Genomic DNA, 19,959 nt, shown 5'->3' with positions numbered 1-19,959 from the left:
TAAATTACTACCATCGAAAAAAAGTCGACTGATTATAGTACAAAAGCTCTAAAGAACATAGTCCTTAGAGCCTAATACTATAGTCTACATCGAACAAAATAATTTAACATTGCTACTTAACTGATGTTTAACTATATGTTTAATAACAAGCGAGTTGGATCTTCCAACAACTCTTTAATAGTTACTAAAAAGCCAACAGACTCTTTACCATCAACTAAACGATGATCGTAAGAAAGCGCTAAGTACATCATAGGTAAAATTTCAACTTTTCCGTCAACAGCCATTGGGCGGTCTTGGATTTTGTGCATCCCTAATATTGCCGCTTGTGGCAAGTTAAGAATAGGAGTTGAAATTAATGAACCAAAAACGCCGCCGTTAGTGATAGTAAAGTTACCACCTTGCATTTCGTCCATGGTTAATTTACCGTCACGACCTTTAATCGCTAATGAACGAATACCGTTTTCGATACCTGCCATGCTTAGCTGATCTGCATCACGTAAAACCGGTGTAACTAAACCTCGTGGTGTAGATACCGCAATCGAAATGTCGAAAAAATTATGATAAACAATGTCATCACCGTCAATTGACGCGTTGATTGCAGGGTAGCGCTTAAGGGCTTCAGTTACCGCTTTAACGTAGAACGACATAAAACCTAAACGGGTATCATGAGTTTTCTCGAATACGTCTTTATATTGGTTACGAAGATCCATGATTGGCTTCATATTAACTTCGTTAAACGTCGTTAACATGGCCGTAGAATTTTTAGCTTCTAATAAACGTGTTGCGATTGTTTTACGTAAACGTGTCATAGGTACGCGTTTTTGAGTACGCTCGCCTAGTGCGGCAGATGCTTGAGCTGCTGGCGCTGGTGTCGCTGCTTTTGCAGGTGCTGCTTTGGGTTTGTTCGCTGCGGTTTCTACGTCTTCCTTAGAAATACGACCGCCTTTACCAGTACCAACAACGTCATTTGCTGTTAAGCCTTTTTCTGTCATTAGACGACGTACAGATGGGCTAGCCAAATCGTCAGAACTAATGGCTTCTTCAGCTGAAGCAGCAGGGGCTGAGCTTGCTGATGCGCCAGCGTTAAGTTCACCAATTTTTTGGTTGCCTAATACTGTGTCGCCTTCAGCGTGAATTATTTTACCAATTATACCATCAGCTTGTGCAACAACTTCTAAAACCACTTTGTCGGTTTCAATATCAACTAAGTGTTGGTCAACAGTAACTGTATCGCCTGCAGCAACATGCCATGTAGCTACAGTGGCATCAGCAACTGATTCTGGTAATACAGGTACCACAATATCAATCACTTTTACTGAGCCTTTATCAGCAGGAGCTGAATCTGCACTCTTGTCTTTTGCAGCAGTATCTTCGCTTTTACTTTCAGGTGCAGGAGCTTCTCCCTCACCTTCTGAAAGAATAGCAATAACTTGCTCGCCTAAAACCGTAGCACCTTCAGCTTGTGATATTTCAGTCATCACGCCATCAGATAATGCTTGTACTTCTAGCACTACTTTATCAGTTTCAATATCAACTAATACTTGATCACGAGATACTTTATCGCCTACTTGTACGTGCCAAGTCGCTATAGTTGCATCAGCAACTGATTCAGGTAAAACGGGAACCTTAATTTCGGTTGTCATTTATAATATTCCTTACACACTCTTAATTAATCTCTTTATAAAAAAGAGGGTCTATTCAACATTAAGCGCGTCATGAACTAGCGCTTGTTGCTCTTTAACATGAACTGACATATAACCTACAGCTGGTGCCGCAGAAGCGTTACGACCTGCATATGTCAAATAAGTATTATCAGGGATAGCCGCTCTAAAGTGATGCTGTGAACAGTACCAAGCACCCTGGTTTTGCGGTTCTTCCTGACACCAAACGAATTGCTTAACATGCTGATATTTTGCAATTTCAGCTTTGAGCTCTTCTTCTGGGAACGGGTATAATTGTTCGATACGAACGATGGCAACATTAGTTTGCTCATTCTTACGACGCTGATCGAGTAGCTCGTAGTAAACTTTACCACTACAAAACACTACGCGTTCAACGCTGTCAGCATCAAGCTCGTCAACTTCACCTATTACATTATGGAAAATACCGGTAGATAGCTCTTCTAGAGAAGAAACTGCCATCGGATGGCGCAATAATGATTTAGGTGACATAACCACCAAAGGACGACGCATTGGACGAACAACTTGACGACGCAACATATTAAATATCTGCGCAGGTGTTGTAGGTACACAAACTTGCATGTTGTGATCGGCACAAAGTTGTAAAAATCGTTCTAAACGTGCAGACGAATGCTCTGGACCTTGACCTTCATAGCCGTGAGGTAACAACATAGTTAAGCCACATAAGCGACCCCACTTTTGTTCACCTGAGCTAATAAACTGATCAAATACCACTTGTGCACAGTTAGCAAAATCACCAAATTGTGCTTCCCAAATGGTTAAACCGCTAGGCTCTGCCGTGGTATAGCCATATTCAAAAGCCAGCACTGACACTTCAGACAATACAGAGTCATGAACATCAAATGGACCTTGACCTTCGCGAATATTTTGTAACGGTAAGTAGCGACTACCATCATCTTGACCATGTAAAACAGCATGACGATGGAAAAACGTACCGCGACCAGAATCTTGGCCGGTAAGTCGAACACGCTTACCTATATCGACAATTGACGCATACGCTAAGTTTTCAGCCATACCCCAATCGAGTAGTTTTTCACCACTGGCCATTTTCGCACGGTCATCATAAATTTTCTGTACACGGTTATGTACTTTATGATCCGCAGGAATAGTTGAAATTTTACCCGCAAGTTCTTTTAACTTTTTAAGTGAAATTTCTTTCTCGTAGTCATCATCCCAGTCATGGCCAATATAAGGTGACCAATCAACAGAATGCTCTGTCATCGGACGCCATTGTTCAACTGTGCATTGGCCTTCATCAAGTAATTTACGATAATAAGCGGTTAACTCATCAGTCTTCGCTTTATCGAGCGAGCCTTCAGCATTAAGTTTATCGGCGTAAAGTTGACGAGGTGTTGGATGCTTTTTAACTTTTTTATACATAAGCGGCTGAGTAGCACTAGGCTCATCAGCTTCATTATGTCCATGACGGCGGTAACAAACTAAATCAATCACCACATCACGTTTAAATTCGTTACGGTAATCAAGCGCAATTTGCGTTGCTAAGATCACAGCTTCAGGGTCATCACCATTAACATGAAGAATAGGTGCTGAAACCATTTTTGCGACTTCAGTACAGTATTCACCACTGCGGGTATCTTCCGAACTTGATGTGGTAAAGCCCACTTGGTTATTGACCACAATACGAATAGTACCGCCAACTTTAAATGCCCTAGCTTGCGACATATTAAAAGTTTCTTGTACAACACCCTGACCAGCTATTGCTGAGTCACCGTGAATGGTGATAGGTAATACTAAATCACCCTCGTTACAATCGCGACGATCGAGTCGTGCACGTACAGAGCCGATTACCACAGGATTAACAATTTCAAGATGCGATGGATTAAAGGCTAATGCCAAATGAACGTTACCACCTGGAGTCACAAAGTCTGACGAATAACCTTGATGATATTTAACATCACCTGAAGACAATATTTCATCATGCTTGCCACCGAATTCGTCAAAAAGTTTAGATGGGTTCTTACCCATCACATTAACGAGAACGTTCAAACGACCACGGTGAGCCATACCCATAACCACTTCTTTAGCACCTTGCGTACCGGCACGAGTGATTAGCTGTTTCAACATAGGGACTAGCGCGTCGCCACCTTCAAGAGAGAAACGTTTAGCACCTGGAAACTTTGCTCCTAAGTACTTTTCAAGTCCATCAGCTGCAACTAAGTCCTTAAATATTTCTTCTTTTTCTTCAACGCTTAGTACGGCTTTTGACTGTACTGATTCCAGACGTTGTTGTAACCAACGTTTCTCATCAGTAGAGTTGATATGCATATATTCAGCACCAATAGAACCACAGTATGTAGTTGTAAGGGCTTTATATAACTCACCAAGTTTCATCGTTTCTTCGCCTATAGCCAAAGAACCGATTTTAAACTCACGGTCGAAATCATTTTCTGATAGATCATGGTGAGATAATTGTAGGTCACGTACTTTATCGCGTTGCCATAACCCTAAAGGATCAAGGTTAGCATTTTGATGTCCGCGAAAACGAAAAGCATTAATTAATTGTAAAACTTTAACTTGCTTGGCGTCAGAACCACCTTCAACAACCACTGTTTTTTGTGTTTGTTGGGCTAGCTCTTTAAATTCATTGCGGATTTCAGAATGCCGATATTCAACGTCAGCACCTTCAATTTTAGGAAGTTGTTGGAAAATACCTCGCCACTCTGCAGTAACAGATTGTGAGTTATTAAGATAAGATTCGTATAATTCTTCAATATAAGCAGCGTTTGCACCACTTAAATGGGAAGACTCTATCCAAGTCTTCATAGCACCTTCGGGCATTGCCTGTTCCTTTATGGGATAAAAGCAATCAAAAGATATGTCTAAAATAAAATATCCGAACACTATTTATAAACAGTGTTCGGATGAATAAATTAAACCGCTCTGGTTAGCAACATTGACTTAATATGGCCAATGGCTTTGGTTGGGTTTAATCCTTTAGGACAAACATCAACACAGTTCATGATACCGTGACAACGGAATACGCTGTAAGCATCTTGTAAATCATCTAAACGTTCTTCTGTTGCGGTATCACGGCTATCGATAAGAAAACGATAAGCATGTAATAAACCAGCAGGACCGATAAATTTATCAGGATTCCACCAAAAAGAAGGACAAGATGTAGAGCAACAAGCACATAAAATACATTCGTAAAGCCCATCTAATTTTTCACGTTCTTCGATAGATTGCAAATGTTCTCGTGCAGGTTGTTCTTTACCATCATTAATTAGGTAAGGTCTGATTTTTTCATATTGATTATAAAATTGCGTCATATCAATAATTAAATCACGTACTACAGGTAAACCTGGTAATGGGCGTAACACAATTTTATTTGCTGGAACAGCAGATAAAGGCGTGATACAAGCCAAACCGTTTTTACCATTCATATTCAAACCGTCAGAGCCACAAACACCTTCACGACATGAACGACGGAATGAGAGGCTAGAATCTTGCTCTTTCAGCAAAATTAGCGCGTCTAATACCATCATGTCTGAGCCTTCTGGAATTTCCAGCTCATAATCTTTCATGTAAGGTTTGTTATCAACATCAGGGTTGTAACGGTAAATTGAAAAAATTTGTTTCATCACAACGCTCCTAGTAAGTTCTTGCTTTCGGTGGAAAAGCTTCACGGTGAACCGGGCTCATATTAACAGAGCGTTTGCTCATGTCTTCAGAACCTGGTGTGTAAATAGAGTGACATAACCAATTTTCGTCATCACGTACTTGGAAATCTTCGCGAGCATGTGCGCCGCGAGATTCAGTACGGAAATTAGCTGCTTTGGCAGTACAATAAGCTGTTTCCATCAAGTTGTCTAATTCTAAACACTCGATTCGATGAGTATTAAATTCAGAAGACTTGTCATCTAAATGGGCATTTTGCAGACGTTCACGAATTTCCGTAAGCTCTTTCATGCCTTGTGCCATTGCTTCACCTTCACGAAATACCGAGAAGTTAAATTGCATACATTTTTGTAAGTCTTTACGGATTTGAACAGGATCTTCACCGCTCGTTGATGATTCCCAACGATTAGTTCGAGCTAACGAAGCTTCTAAATCAGATTCTGTAGCATCTTTTCCTGTTTGAGTTTCACTTAAGTAAGTACCTAGGAAATTACCCGCTGCACGTCCAAAAACCACTAAATCAAGTAATGAGTTACCGCCTAAACGGTTAGCGCCATGTACAGATACGTTTGCAATTTCACCAACAGCAAATAACCCTTCGATGATTTTTTCTTCACCGGTTTCTGGGTTAAAGTTAATGGCTTGACCGTTAACATTACAAGGAACACCACCCATTTGATAATGACAGGTTGGTATAACAGGAATAGGTTCTACAGCTGGGTCAACGTGAGCAAAAGTTTTAGATAAATCACAAACTCCAGGTAAACGTTTTTCTAGCGTTTCACGGCCTAAATGATCAAGCTTAAGTTTAAGATGTGGACCTAAAGGACCGTCAAACCCGCGACCTTCACGAATTTCCGTCATCATAGAACGAGCAACAACATCACGACCGGCTAAATCTTTAGCATTCGGCGCATAACGCTCCATGAAACGTTCACCGTCTTTGTTGAGCAGATAACCACCTTCACCACGACAACCTTCAGTCACTAAAGTACCCGCACCAGCTATACCTGTTGGGTGAAACTGCCACATTTCCATATCTTGCATTTGTACGCCAGCACGAAGCGACATACCAACACCGTCACCGGTATTAATGTGAGCATTAGTCGTTGAAGCAAATATACGACCTGCACCACCGGTTGCCAATACTGTTGCGCGCGCTTTGAAGTAAACAATCTCGCCAGTTTCAATGCAAATTGCGGTAGTACCAACAACTGCGCCGTCGCTATTTTTAACTAAATCTAGGGCATACCATTCAGAATAAACGTTAGTTTTGTTTTTAACGTTCTGTTGATATAAACAGTGAAGCAATGCATGACCTGTACGGTCAGCTGCAGCTGCGGTGCGCGCAGCTTGTTCGCCACCAAAGTTTTTAGATTGGCCACCAAATGGACGTTGGTAAATTTTACCTTCTTCCGTACGAGAGAAAGGTAAACCCATTTTCTCTAGTTCGATGATAGATTCTGGACCAGTTTTACACATATATTCGATAGCGTCTTGGTCACCGATATAATCAGAGCCTTTCACGGTATCGTACATGTGTTGTTCCCAATGGTCTTCATGAGCATTACCCAAGGCTACGGTAATACCGCCTTGTGCTGATACTGTATGAGAACGAGTAGGAAATACTTTTGAAATCAAAGCACAAGATTTGCCTGATTCCGATATTGCTAGGGCAGCGCGCATACCTGCACCACCTGCGCCAATGACAATGGCGTCGAATTCACGAATTGGAACGCTCACTTACACACCCCACACAGTTAATAGGCCTGCTGCGAGGTATACAAGCAACAAAACAGAAAAGAAAAATTGTAAACCACCACGTAAAAGCGCAGGTTTAATATAGTCAGACAGTACCTGCCATACACCAATCCAAGCATGAACTAATAACGCAATGAGTGCTAAAATTGTAAATATTTTAGTGCAAATACCACCAAAAAATGTATGCCAGACTTCGAAAGTTACATCCGCAGTTGTAACGAAAAAGCCAACAAGATATAAAGTGTAAAGTGCTAAAATTATTGCACTAGCACGAATAAGAATAAAGTCATGTATGCCACTACGGCCTACTGTTGCTGCGTTATTTACCATAATCGAACTCCTACTACTACAGTAAGCACCAACCAAAGTGCGATAATAAGTTTTGCCGTAGCATTACCCGACGCGAGCTCTTCAAAATAACCTAAATCCATAATTAAGTGACGAATACCGCCAAGTAAATGATAGATAAGGGCAGAAAGCGTACCAAGGATAATTATTTTGAAGAATACACCACTGAGTAGTGACTCTATTTGGCTGAAACCTTCAGCAGAAGATAGAGATAAAGAAAGCGTCCACAATAAAATACCAATAGCAAACACCATGATCACACCAGATACTCGGTGCAATATAGAAGCATTAGCTGCTGCATGCATTTTAATTGTTGACAAATCTAGGTTTACAGGACGTTGTTTTTTCACGATTGTTGCCTAAGGAGCTCTTAGAGCCTTCAACTTATTTTTTTTACGTTATCTAACCAAATAATTGATCTAGATAACCCCCACTTCGATTTAAATTAATTTTACAAGTTTACATACGTATATGGATATAATTCAGATCACGTTGATTATATAGGTGAAAATCATTAATTACAATTCTCTTCACAGACAAGTTAACGCCTGTTAATAAGGCTTAAGCCTTATTAACAGGCGTTATTTACAAAAATAACATCTCTCGATTAACTTTAGTCTAGATCATTAACAAACAAATTGACTTTAAGGGGGTGATCTGAAGTAGAATAGCCCTAGTTTAATATTCACAAAAATTGACTAAACATTTAGTTTTTCCAATTTTCAAGATAAACAAATTTAAATGGGGACGAAACATATGGCTGACTCAAAAGCCTCTCTTAGTATCGACGGTAATGTAGTTGCAGAATTGCCAATTCTTAAAGGTAGTGTCGGTAACGATGTCATCGACATCCGTACACTAGGCGCAGCAGGTTACTTCACCTATGATCCAGGTTTTATGGCTACAGCGTCTTGTGAATCTGCAATTACCTTCATTGACGGTGATAAAGGTGTATTACAACATCGCGGTTACCCGATTGACAGCCTTGCTAAGCAAGCTGATTACCTAGAAGTTTGTTATATTTTATTACATGGTGATGCACCGAACAGAACGCAATACGATGAATTTAAAGGCATTATCACCAATCACACTATGGTACATGAAAAATTAGTACACTTTTTTCATGGTTTCCTGCCTGATGCACATCCTATGGCGATGCTATGTGGAGTTGTTGGCGCGCTATCATCGTTTTATCATAGCGACTTAGATATTCACGCACCTGACCAACGTATGCGCAGCGCACATCGCTTAATCGCGAAAATGCCAACCATTGCAGCAATGGCGTACAAATATAGCATTGGACAACCATTCGTTTACCCACGTAACGATTTAAACTATGCAGAAAATTTCTTGCATATGTTGTTTTCTGTTCCTGCGGAAGAATATGTTGTTAGCCCAACAGTTGCTCGTGCAATGGATCGTATTTTTACTTTGCATGCAGACCATGAGCAAAACGCATCAACATCTACTGTTCGTTTAGCCGGCTCTTCTGGTGCTAACCCATATGCATGTATTGCAGCGGGTGTAGCTTCTCTTTGGGGTCCTGCTCACGGCGGCGCAAACGAAGCATGTTTAACAATGCTTGAAGAAATAGGCTCGTTAGATCGTGTTGACGAATTTGTTGCTAAAGCGAAAGATAAGTCTGACCCATTCCGTTTGATGGGCTTTGGTCATCGCGTTTACAAAAACTTCGATCCACGTGCCACAGTAATGCGTGATACTTGTCATGAAGTATTAAGTGAATTAGGTATTAAAGATCCATTGCTTGACGTAGCAATGGCACTTGAAAAAGTTGCCCTAGAAGACAATTACTTCATTGAGAAAAAATTGTACCCTAACGTAGATTTTTACTCAGGCATCATTCTAAAAGCGATAGGTATTCCAACGAATATGTTCACGGTAATTTTTGCCATGTCACGTACCGTAGGTTGGATTGCTCATTGGGATGAGATGCTAGGTCAACCTGGACAAAAAATTGGTCGTCCACGTCAAAAATATACTGGCGAAATTGACCGTAAATTTATCCCTTTAAGCGAGAGATAATTTAACTAACTATGTTTAGTTAACACCTTATTTTCACAAATAAAAAGGCAGCCACATGGTTGCCTTTTTCTATTTGTCATCTTGCAAACTAACACACTGTAAAATAAGTTATAATAAAACTCATAGCTTAATATACTTGGTCTGCAACTTTCTCTACATGGTTGTAACAAGTACTATTTTATTACAACGTATATATTTATAACGGTAATGTATCTGTGCTTGAACATATTTTAATTGTCGATGAAAGTCGTTTAGTGCGAGAGGCTATTGCTAAAATATTACTCTCATGCGGTGTTAACAAGGCTGCAATTGCTTGTATTGAAAATGCCGATGACGCAAGAGAATATGCGCAATTATCAGCCTTAAGTTTATTAATTTGTGCAGATAATATAACGACCGAAAACACTCTAAATTTTCGTGATGAATTAGCTGAAATATCGAAATCAAAACAACTGCCTTTACTGGTGATATCGCATCAAATTGACGAACAAAATTCAGCAAGCCTGACAACAGTTACCATAAAAAAATGTTCGTTAAATGATAGCATTTGCCTATTTCCTCCCTTTAAAAAGCAACATGTAGTCGATGCATTATTTGAGCTCACAAAAGAGACAATATTCGAACACTATACTCAAGCTGATAGCGATGCAATATCAAAGCCTTTAACAGATGAGACTTCAGCGTTGTTAGAGCAAAAGCCAACCATTCTTGTAGTGGACGATGAAAGTAGCAATATCGATGTTGCCGCTGGCAACTTGCGTAATATTTATCGTGTAATGGCGGCAAAGTCAGGCGAACATGCACTGAAAATAGTCGACAATAGAAAACATGATATTAGATTAATTTTACTTGATATTATGATGCCAGACATGGATGGTTATCAAGTTTGTAAAAGCTTAAAAGCAAACGATGCCAGCGCTAATATTCCGGTCATATTTCTAAGTGCAAAAGCACTCGTTGAAGATATAAAATACGGTTTTGATCTAGGTGCTGTTGACTATATAACCAAACCACTCAACGGTGATTTACTCCGCGCTCGCGTTGCCACCCACATCAGATTACAGCAACAAAAAATAGCGCTTGCTGCACAGATAGTGACCCTTGAAGAAAATGCTAAATTACGTGAAGATATTGAAAAAATAACTCAGCACGATTTAAAAGCGCCTCTCAACAATATTTTATTTGAGACTTACCGTTTAACAGATAAAAAAGCCGCTAAATCAATTAACCGCGCAGTAAACAATGTGGTTAACATGGTTAATAACTCCCTCAATCTATACAAAATTGAGCAAGGTATTTATTCACTAATGCCACAAGTAACCAGCTTAAATGTACTGATCAACGATGCCATTAATGCAGTTTCAAACTTAAGTCATGATAAAAATATCCAATTTGTATTAAGCGGCTTTGAAATTGAACATTCTATTATGGCAGAGCCTTTGCTTTGCTTATCAATTTTCAATAACTTGATTAAAAATGCAGTAGAGGCATCGCCAGAAAGTCAAAACATAACAGTCGCATTAGCACATGCCTCTGACCAAGTTAGCTTTCAATTGACTAACCACGGGATCATTCCTAAGAGCATGCGCTCAACGCTATTTGAAAAGTATACTAGCTCAAACCATAGTACTGGCATAGGATTAGGTACCTATTCAGCCCAGTTAATGACTCAAGTTCAACACGGTGAGATATCGTTTAATATTATTGATGAGCAGCAAACGCAATTTATTGTCAAACTACCTGCGGCTTAAAACATGTTAGCCGATAATATTTAAGCCTAACATCAGTTAATGCAGTTACAAATCGGCATAATTCTAATAAAACACTTGTTATCCGAGTATCGAATAATATAATCGATTAAATCAATATTCTCATATTATATCAATTGGTAACGCCTTTTAAGTAGCTTGTTACTGCTTAATTAAGTTTTGAACAAATTTAACTAAAGTGACTTAATTGCCTCTAAGCTCAGTTGTGCATAGTCAATTAATTCGTCTATACCATAGATTAGTTACCGAAGATAAGGTGAGTAAATAGTCATATCAGGCTTAAATTACCTAATGTTTTTGTCATAATCAGACCAAATATACCTCGGCTTATTTATATCAACAGATTAGAGGGTAATTAAACGATTAATATTACGAATATTTTTAACTTACTGTTGTCAAAAGTAGGATTAAATCGAAATATATAAAATATTTATGCCTATATTTGTTCTAAATTTTTAATTATTACTCCACAAAGCATTCCTGAGTGATTAAATTTCAAGCAATTTTACCTTTTTTCATCGACATATTTGTAATTTACTATCATCATTTTTAATATTCGTCATAAAACAAATAAATACTCATCATGACCAAGTACTAAATACCAATACTAAAAATTGACTATAAAAAATAATAATTCCAATGTACCGAGTAGTTTACTATCTACATTCGTAGCTTTACTTTTAGGTACTGCTATAATGCGCAGCAAATTTTCAAGCTTGTGGAAAAATAATGTCAGATTATCAATTAAGGTTCGGCGGTATTGCTCGGCTGTATGGTAACAGTCAAAGCACTGCGCTACAGCAGGCACACTTCTGCGTGATAGGCATCGGCGGTGTTGGCTCATGGGTAGCAGAAGCATTAGCCCGCAACGGCATTGGTCAAATCACCTTAATTGATCTTGATGATTTATGCGTCACTAATATTAATCGCCAAATTCATGCTTTAACCGATACGATTGGTTTAAGTAAAGTAGAGGTTATGAGCGATAGAATTAAGCAAATTAATCCTGAGTGCGTCGTTAATACGATAGAAGATTTTGTTACGTTAGAAAATATTCGAGAAATACTGTCAAATTCGTTTGATTATGTTATCGATGCTATCGACTCTGTTAATGTTAAAAGTGCGGTTATTGCACATTGTAAACGCAATAAGCTACCGATTATTACTATTGGCGGTGCCGGTGGTCAAATTGACCCAAGTAAAATTGCTATTGCCGATTTGAGCCAGACTTTTCAAGATCCCCTATTAGCGAAAGTGCGCAACCAACTGCGTCGAGAATATAATTTCTCTCGTAATGTGAAGCGAAAATTTTCAATTGACGCCATATTCTCCAGTGAACAGTTACGCTACCCTGACACTGAAGGAAATGTCTGTCATGCAAAGCAATCGAATGAAGGTTCTATGCGTTTAGATTGCAGTGGTGGCTTTGGCGCAGCAACGCATGTTACTGCTTGTTTTGCATTTTTTGCTGTTGGTAAAGCAATGGACAAATATTTGAAAAAAGCATTAAGCTAGGTTACTCCTAATGAGCTCAGCCCAAATTAGTTATAATTCAATTGCGCGATATATTTTTTGCACAATAGCTCTTAGCCCGTTACCACGCGACGGACTTAAGTGCTGCAACAACCCTAACTCAATAAAATAGTTGTCCATATCAAACGCTCTAATTTGCGAAGCCGTTTTGTTATCAACAGCGGACAATATAATGGCAAATAAGCCTCGGATAACTTTAGCGTCGCTATCACCTTTAAATCGAAATAAGTTACCAGCTTCTTGATAACAGACTAACCACGCCTTACTTTCACAGCCCGAAATTAATGACAGTTCAGTTCTATCTTCTTCTGGTAAGCGTAATTGCTTTTTACCTAACATCATAATTTCACGATGTTTACTATCCCAGCTTTTCGCTTTGGAAAAAATGGTTAATATCTCATCAACAGTCAAATTAGTAATAACATGAGAATTAAGAACTGTAATTTCATCATGTTTTAATGTAGTTAAATTTTCACTAACATTCGACATTGATCCACTGATGATTTTCAGTTGTTGCACAGTAAAATCTATTTCTTCAAAGCTATTGTATGCAGATAAAGATAAGCGTATGCAGCCTTCAATATTAAGGTATTTCATTAAAGGCATAGCACAATGGTGACCTGAGCGAACCGCAATGCCAACGCTGTCTAAAGCAGTAGCAACATCATGATTATGTTGCCCCGCAAGGGTAAATGAAAATACTGGAATATCAGGCGCTTCATTAACAATAAATTTTAGCCCTTTGACGGCGGATAACTGCTCAAAGCAATATTGCTTTAATTTAGTTTCATATTCGAGTAACGCCGCTTGATCTTGGTTTTCAATAAAAGTAATGGTCGACCCTAGTGCCACAACACCGGCGATATTGGGTGTACCTGCTTCAAACTTATGCGGCAAGTCATTAAATGTAGTCTGTTCAAAGCTAACGGTCTTGATCATTTCGCCACCCGCTTGATATGGCGGCATTTTTTCTAATAATTCTTGCTTGCCATAAAGTACGCCAACCCCTGTTGGACCATACATTTTATGAGCGGAAAACACATAAAAGTCACAACCTAAAGCCCTTACATCAAGTTTTAAATGCGCAATTGCCTGTGCACCATCCACTAAGGTTAAAGCTTGATACTTATTAGCCACACGAATAATTTCTTCAACCGGATTAATTCGGCCGATGACATTAGATATATGACCAAAGCAAACAATTTTAGTTCGCTCACCAATAACTTCCTCTAATTGGTCAACATCTATTTGACCCGTTTGAGTTAAAGCTAGCACTTTAATTTTAGCGCCCGTTTGTTGCGCAACAATCTGCCAAGGTACAATGTTAGCGTGATGTTCGCTGTAACTTAAAACAATTTCATCGTTCGGTTCTAGACTTGATCGCCCCCAAGTCTGGGCAACTAAATTAATACTTTCAGTACTGCCTTTAGTCCAAATTACTTCTTTGCTTGTTTTAGCGTTGATGAATTTTTTTACTTGTTCTCTTGCCTCTTCATAAGCAACAGTCGCTTTTGCACTTAAAGCATGTGAGGCCCTATGAACATTGGCGTTATTCATTTGATAGTAATTTTTATAGCTATCAATAACGCAAATTGGTTTTTGTGTCGTCGCTGCATTGTCGAAATAAATTAACGATTGATCATTAATTTTGCTTTTGAGAATAGGAAATTGTTGACGAAAAGCTGTAAAAGAGAATTGTTCCATAAAAATGTAATAGTGATTTCATTAAGTTGTCACAATTATATCTTAACTTACTGTTTAAAATCTTTTTAAGCGCAATAAAAATTAAAATCGACAAAAATATTAAATATCATTAAGCAAAATTAAACAATTTGCGCTATACCTTAAAGTCAGTAATAAATTTGCGCGGTACCTTAAGGTTAGTAATAGAAGGAAACATACTATGGCATTATTTTCATGGTTTATTAGAAGGACAAACGTTAGTTCCATCAAAAACACCCAAGCTTCGTTAGAGCAAGAGCTATTAACATTTAATAACAACACCATGTGGCCGATAGCTAAAGTAAGAGGAAACGTATTAATACAGCAGCAAAAATACGTAAAATCGGCTTCGCATTTAAAAAATGAAATTAAGTTCAATTCACTACAGAAAATTAAGATTAATCTACTAAAAGAACACGTTAGCTAATGTTAAGTTGATCAAATAAAATACAAAAAATCAGCCAATTAACACACACATTAAATAAAAATTTGGCTGATTTTTAATTAAACATAGTAGCTTGTAATACTTCACTCGCCTTATCAAGTTTCCCCTCAACAGCTAAATCTCTACTCATGTTAAAATGATAACTAGGCATTAAATACTGTTTAGGTGCTAACGTCATAATATTCAAGTATTTTTCTGGAAAAGCCAACTCAAAATATTCTAATTTTGTTCGATGATATAAGGGTTTAAAAGCTTGTGTCACACCGTTTATATGACAAGAAGCCGTTGTAAATAAACCTATTTCGTTTTTATATTCGATTGGCGTGGCTAACTTCCAGCCTTGTTGATGCTTCGACAATATCGGTGTTGAATCTTTAATTAAACTACGCCATGGCACCTGTGACAATATACCTGCGCGTAACATATCACGCTCACCCTGGTAAAAATCTGCAATAACAACAAGGTTATGAGCAAATGGAGTTTGCTGAAATTCTTGACACTTTTGATGTTGCTTAGGTAACGGGTATTCATCAACAAAACCAATAAAGTGGCTTAGTTCATGTACCAAAACATCAAGGTTATCTTGTTGGTCTAAATACATAATACCGTTATCAACATTGGCCTTGCCTTGCTCGACAATAACCCCCAGATAGCGTGTATTTATATCGGTACGTGACATCCAAACACTGGCATTACAGCTTATTTTCTCAGTGGCTAAATGTTGGCAATTAACTGTATTTTCGGCAATATATATTGGGGTTTGCAAACAAATATATTTTGCTAACTTATGATGTTCAAATGATGATATTAACTGTTGCCCATGTCGTAAACCCGCTAAGTTGGTCGCAAATAGTTGTACATCAACCGAGCAAGTTGAGTTCTGTGCGATGATTTGCTCAATATTTTGCTTATTCGTTGTTTGCTCTACCTTTTGATTGAACACTGAAAAAAAATCAAGTTCATTGAACAGTAAAGCATTACTGCCTTGTGCTAACTTGCTTTTATAAGCATGAATAAACCCTAAGTCACCTTGATATAAAGCTAATTCATATAATAGTGCCAGTGCTTTTTCATCGGTCAAAATGGGTAATAACAAAGGCTTAATATCAGCATATTGTTGTCGGTCAAAATAGATATTCGACAAAGCTAAACGTGCCCCATTATGCTGCTGACGTATCGCTTCTTGATACCATAACTGTGCTGCTACTACTTGCTGAAGATTGAGAAAATATTCGCCGAGTTGATAAGCAGTATTAGCGTTAGTATCAGCATGGTATTTAGCTAAATGTAACCATGCCTGGTTGTTACCATTTGCTAACAGCTCTACTAATCGTTCATCCGTATTGGTAAATACATCAAACGTTTCGAGTAAAGATAATTGTTGCCGGGTTATTTCTGCGTTGGCAATTTTTTCACGATAGTCAGCGATGAAAAAAAATAAGCTTAGTAATATAACTATTACTAAGCTTATAAGAATTTTTTTATTGACCATTATCTATAACTAAAATGATTAAGGGGTACTGCTTTGTTGTATCGTTTGGCGCATTAAGTCTAATTCAAGTTTGGCATATCGATGTTCAACAAATTCATAGACATTGGTACTAAGCGCTAATTTAAAAAAATTAATGGCGGCATTAACATCACCCTGCATTTGGCTGTACTTTCCTAAATAGAAATAAGCTTCACATAAACGTTCTGTTAGTGCTTCGTTTGAATTAACATTTACCGCCAATAGATCAATAAAATTAGCTTGATTCATTTCACCTAAGTAAAGTTTAATAACATTTTTTGCCCAAACACTTTCATCTATTAGTTGTGCATATAATGCTAAATTTTGTTTGGCTTTTTGTTGATCTATTTCTAAATCTGCCAAATATTGCCACAACACTCGATAAGGATCATTTTGTTGATATTGTCTAAATACCTCAAAGTCATCTGATGCTAAATTTGGGCGACCACCATAATAGAGCGCAATGCCACGATTTAAAAAAGCGTATTCATGATCAGGCGCTAACTCGATAGCAGAATCAAAAGCGTCGTATGCCTGATTAAATTCTTGTAACTGGGTAAAGTGAATGCCTAAAAAATTATATGCGTCTACCATATCTGGTTTGAGTGTAATTGCATGATTAAAGTCAAATCGTGCTAAGGCACGTAAACCCACTTTGTCAAATTCAACACCACGTTGATAAAATAACTCTGCACGCTGGCCATCGCTGATTTCAGCTCTTTGTAATACTTGTGTTAACCGTGCTAAGGCTATTTCATTTTTATAGCTAATGGCAATCGGCTCAGCAATGATCAGATCCCCAATAGCAGACTGCTGATGATTTATTGTTGAGCAGGCTTGAGCGAGTAATAAACTTGAAACAAGTAATACTTTGGAAAATAAGGCTTTAGAAAATTGTGTATTAGAAAGTAAGCGCACGTAAAACAGAGTCCTAGTGAATATTTATAATATTGAGTATATAAAAAAGGGAGCAATTAAGCTCCCTTTTTGTGTACAAGATATTAGGTAGTGTTAACTAACATAACTACTGCACTTGATTTTCAGCAAAAATATTACTCTGCTGAGTCAGTTTCAGGCGTTGCTGTAACTGGCTTTTCCATCGCTTCTTTCATGCTCAGACGTACACGACCTTGACGGTCAACTTCTAGTACTTTAACTGTTACATCTTGGCCTTCTGTCAATACGTCGCTAACGGCGTTAACACGTTCTTCAGAGATTTGAGAAATATGTACTAAACCGTCTTTGCCTGGTAATACGTTAACAAACGCACCAAAATCAACGATACGTACAACTTTACCTGTGTAAACAGTACCCACTTCAATTTCAGCGGTAAGTGCAGTAATACGTGCAATCGCATCTTTTGCTTGGTCGCCATCAGTCGCTGCGATTCTAACCGTACCATCATCTTCAATTTCAATCGTAGTGCCAGTTTCTTCAGTCAATTGACGAATAGTTGCGCCACCTTTACCGATAATGTCACGGATCTTATCTTGTGGAACTTTCATGGTATGAATACGTGGAGCAAATTGAGAGATATCATCACGATGTCCGCCAATAGCTTCATCCATTACAGCTAAGATGTGATTACGTGCTGCTTTTGCTTGGTTTAAAGCAAGTTGCATGATTTCTTGCGTAATGCCTTCAATTTTAATATCCATTTGAAGTGCAGTAATACCACCCGTAGTACCCGCTACTTTAAAGTCCATGTCGCCTAAGTGATCTTCATCACCTAAGATGTCTGAAAGAACAACAAAGTTGTCGCCTTCTTTAACTAGACCCATAGCAATACCAGCAACTGAAGCTTTAATTGGTACACCAGCATCCATAAGTGCTAATGAAGTACCACATACAGAAGCCATTGAAGATGAGCCGTTTGATTCAGTAATTTCAGAAACTACACGAACAGAATATGGGAATTCTTCAGCTGAAGGCATAACAGCCAACATACCGCGTTTTGCAAGACGACCATGGCCAATTTCACGACGTTTAGGAGAACCAACAAAACCTGTTTCACCAACACAGTATGGAGGGAAGTTATAATGAAGCATAAAGCTATCAGTTTTCTCACCCATAATGGTATCAAGACGTTGTGCATCACGTTGTGTACCTAACGTTGCAACAACTAATGCTTGAGTTTCACCACGAGTAAACACAGCAGAGCCATGAGTACGTGGTAATACACCAGTCATTACGTCTAGCGCACGGATCATTTCAGGATCACGACCATCAATACGAGGCATGCCTTTAGTAATACGGCCACGAACAACCGTTTTTTCTAGGTCATGGAATAAATCTTTTGCTTCTTGAACGTCAAGATCAGCATCAGCGGCCAATAATGTTTCAACAACACTGTTACGGATGTCTTTAATTTTTTCGTAACGAACCGCTTTCTCAGTAATTTGGTAAGCTTCATCAACTTGGCTTTCAGAAAGCTCAGCAATTTTAGCGATAAGATCAGCGTTTTTAATCGGTGCAACCCAATCCCATTTAGGATTGTTAACTTCTGCAGCCATTTCTTTAATTGCTGTGATAGCCGTTTGCATTTGCTCATGACCAAACATAACAGCGCCAAGCATAACTTCTTCAGAAAGTACGTCAGCTTCTGACTCAACCATTAATACAGCAGAGTCTGTACCAGAAACAACTAAGTTCAGCTGAGAAGCTTCTAATTCAGATTGTAGCGGGTTAAGAATATATTTTCCGTCAGTATAACCAACGCGCGCTGCACCAACAGGTCCACTAAAAGGCATGCCTGAAATAGCTAAAGCTGCAGACGTACCTAATAAAGCGATAATGTCTGGAGAAATTTCTGGGTTAGCAGAAACAACAGTGATAACTACTTGAACTTCGTTAGTAAACCCTTCAGGGAATAATGGACGAATTGGGCGGTCAATTAGACGACAGATTAATGTTTCTTCTTCTGAAGGACGACCTTCACGTTTGAAGAAACCACCTGGGATTTTACCAGCAGCATATGTACGCTCTTGGTAGTTAACCGTTAATGGGAAAAAGTCTTGACCTGGTTTTGCTTCTTTTTTACCAACAACAGAGACTAATACTGAGGTATCGTCCATGCTTGCCATTACGGCACAAGTGGCTTGACGAGCAATAACGCCCGTTTCTAGAGTTACGGTATGTTGACCGAACTCAAATGTTTTAGTTACTGGATTAAACATTTAGTAGTTCCTTAAATATCTTTTGATTTTAATCAATCTGTACAATTATTTATTCACTTAGTTAATCATTTAAATATAAGGCGTTACCGGTAAGTTACGCACTAAGTTGAACAAAAAATTATACAGTTTGATTGATTAGTTTTTTACAAATACAAATTTTGCACGCACATTATACTTAACAGTTATATTTTTACTAGCGTCAAAGCCGAAATGTTGAAGTTAATAGGGGGAAATATGAAGATTTTTGTAAATTAGCGCTATTTTGACAATTTGTCGCTGGTTACAAAATTTAAGATTATAAATCATTGAATGA

At 38.3% G+C, this 19,959-nt stretch carries 14 protein-coding genes; 4 read left to right on the top strand and 10 right to left on the bottom strand.

Annotation, left to right across the window (positions count from 1 at the left end):
* Window positions 1–131 precede the first annotated feature (131 nt).
* The 6 genes from odhB to sdhC form a co-directional block, all read right to left on the bottom strand.
* Window positions 132–1,643 (bottom strand): 2-oxoglutarate dehydrogenase complex dihydrolipoyllysine-residue succinyltransferase, encoded by a 1,512-nt coding sequence (gene odhB / locus H4J38_RS11905; RefSeq protein WP_182132007.1) that lies wholly within the window; start codon window positions 1,641–1,643, stop codon window positions 132–134.
* Window positions 1,644–1,694: 51 nt separating this feature from the next.
* The gene (locus tag H4J38_RS11900) at window positions 1,695–4,499 is read right to left on the bottom strand and encodes a 2-oxoglutarate dehydrogenase E1 component (RefSeq protein ID WP_182132006.1); all 2,805 of its coding nucleotides are present in this window, start codon (window positions 4,497–4,499) and stop codon (window positions 1,695–1,697) included.
* 92 nt (window positions 4,500–4,591) lie between these two features.
* Entirely contained in the window at window positions 4,592–5,302 is a 711-nt protein-coding gene (locus tag H4J38_RS11895) for a succinate dehydrogenase iron-sulfur subunit (protein WP_081153103.1), read from the bottom strand.
* Window positions 5,303–5,312: 10 nt separating this feature from the next.
* Entirely contained in the window at window positions 5,313–7,082 is a 1,770-nt protein-coding gene (sdhA, locus tag H4J38_RS11890; protein ID WP_182132005.1) for a succinate dehydrogenase flavoprotein subunit, read from the bottom strand.
* Window positions 7,083–7,430, bottom strand: a complete 348-nt coding sequence (gene sdhD, locus H4J38_RS11885; RefSeq protein WP_182132004.1) for a succinate dehydrogenase, hydrophobic membrane anchor protein — start codon at window positions 7,428–7,430, stop codon at window positions 7,083–7,085. It lies immediately after the preceding gene.
* Complete coding sequence (gene sdhC, locus H4J38_RS11880; RefSeq protein ID WP_182132003.1) at window positions 7,424–7,798, bottom strand: succinate dehydrogenase, cytochrome b556 subunit; 375 nt, start codon at window positions 7,796–7,798, stop codon at window positions 7,424–7,426. The genes sdhD and sdhC overlap by 7 nt, the downstream gene beginning before the upstream one ends.
* A gap of 406 nt (window positions 7,799–8,204) precedes the next feature.
* Here sdhC and H4J38_RS11875 point away from each other — a divergent pair, with 406 nt between their 5' ends.
* The 3 genes from H4J38_RS11875 to tcdA all read left to right on the top strand — a co-directional run bounded on the left by H4J38_RS11875 (window position 8,205) and on the right by tcdA (window position 12,775).
* Complete coding sequence (locus tag H4J38_RS11875) at window positions 8,205–9,491, top strand: citrate synthase (RefSeq protein WP_182132002.1); 1,287 nt, start codon at window positions 8,205–8,207, stop codon at window positions 9,489–9,491.
* A gap of 215 nt (window positions 9,492–9,706) precedes the next feature.
* Window positions 9,707–11,242 (top strand): response regulator, encoded by a 1,536-nt coding sequence (locus H4J38_RS11870; RefSeq protein ID WP_182132001.1) that lies wholly within the window; start codon window positions 9,707–9,709, stop codon window positions 11,240–11,242.
* A gap of 747 nt (window positions 11,243–11,989) precedes the next feature.
* Window positions 11,990–12,775, top strand: a complete 786-nt coding sequence (tcdA, locus tag H4J38_RS11865) for a tRNA cyclic N6-threonylcarbamoyladenosine(37) synthase TcdA (RefSeq protein WP_182132000.1) — start codon at window positions 11,990–11,992, stop codon at window positions 12,773–12,775.
* A gap of 30 nt (window positions 12,776–12,805) precedes the next feature.
* Here tcdA and H4J38_RS11860 read toward each other — a convergent pair whose 3' ends face one another.
* On the bottom strand, window positions 12,806–14,497 hold the full coding sequence (locus H4J38_RS11860) for a SufS family cysteine desulfurase (RefSeq protein ID WP_182131999.1): 1,692 nt from the start codon (window positions 14,495–14,497) through the stop codon (window positions 12,806–12,808).
* A 199-nt stretch (window positions 14,498–14,696) separates the two neighbouring features.
* Here H4J38_RS11860 and H4J38_RS11855 point away from each other — a divergent pair, with 199 nt between their 5' ends.
* Window positions 14,697–14,942, top strand: a complete 246-nt coding sequence (locus H4J38_RS11855; protein WP_182131998.1) for a hypothetical protein — start codon at window positions 14,697–14,699, stop codon at window positions 14,940–14,942.
* Window positions 14,943–15,015: 73 nt separating this feature from the next.
* Here the strand turns inward: H4J38_RS11855 and H4J38_RS11850 are convergent, their stop codons facing one another.
* The 3 genes from H4J38_RS11850 to pnp form a co-directional block, all read right to left on the bottom strand.
* On the bottom strand, window positions 15,016–16,452 hold the full coding sequence (locus H4J38_RS11850; RefSeq protein ID WP_182131997.1) for a hypothetical protein: 1,437 nt from the start codon (window positions 16,450–16,452) through the stop codon (window positions 15,016–15,018).
* Window positions 16,453–16,470: 18 nt separating this feature from the next.
* Window positions 16,471–17,388 (bottom strand): lipoprotein NlpI, encoded by a 918-nt coding sequence (nlpI, locus tag H4J38_RS11845; RefSeq protein ID WP_182131996.1) that lies wholly within the window; start codon window positions 17,386–17,388, stop codon window positions 16,471–16,473.
* A 134-nt stretch (window positions 17,389–17,522) separates the two neighbouring features.
* Window positions 17,523–19,646: a polyribonucleotide nucleotidyltransferase gene (pnp, locus tag H4J38_RS11840; protein ID WP_182131995.1), complete on the bottom strand. Its 2,124-nt coding sequence runs from the start codon at window positions 19,644–19,646 to the stop codon at window positions 17,523–17,525.
* Window positions 19,647–19,959 lie beyond the last annotated feature (313 nt).

Origin of the sequence: Colwellia sp. BRX10-3 (assembly GCF_014077505.1) — a bacterium.
Taxonomy (GTDB): Bacteria; Pseudomonadota; Gammaproteobacteria; order Enterobacterales; family Alteromonadaceae; genus Cognaticolwellia.
Note: the sequence above shows the minus strand (reverse complement) of the source record. Positions and strands in the feature narration are given on the sequence as shown.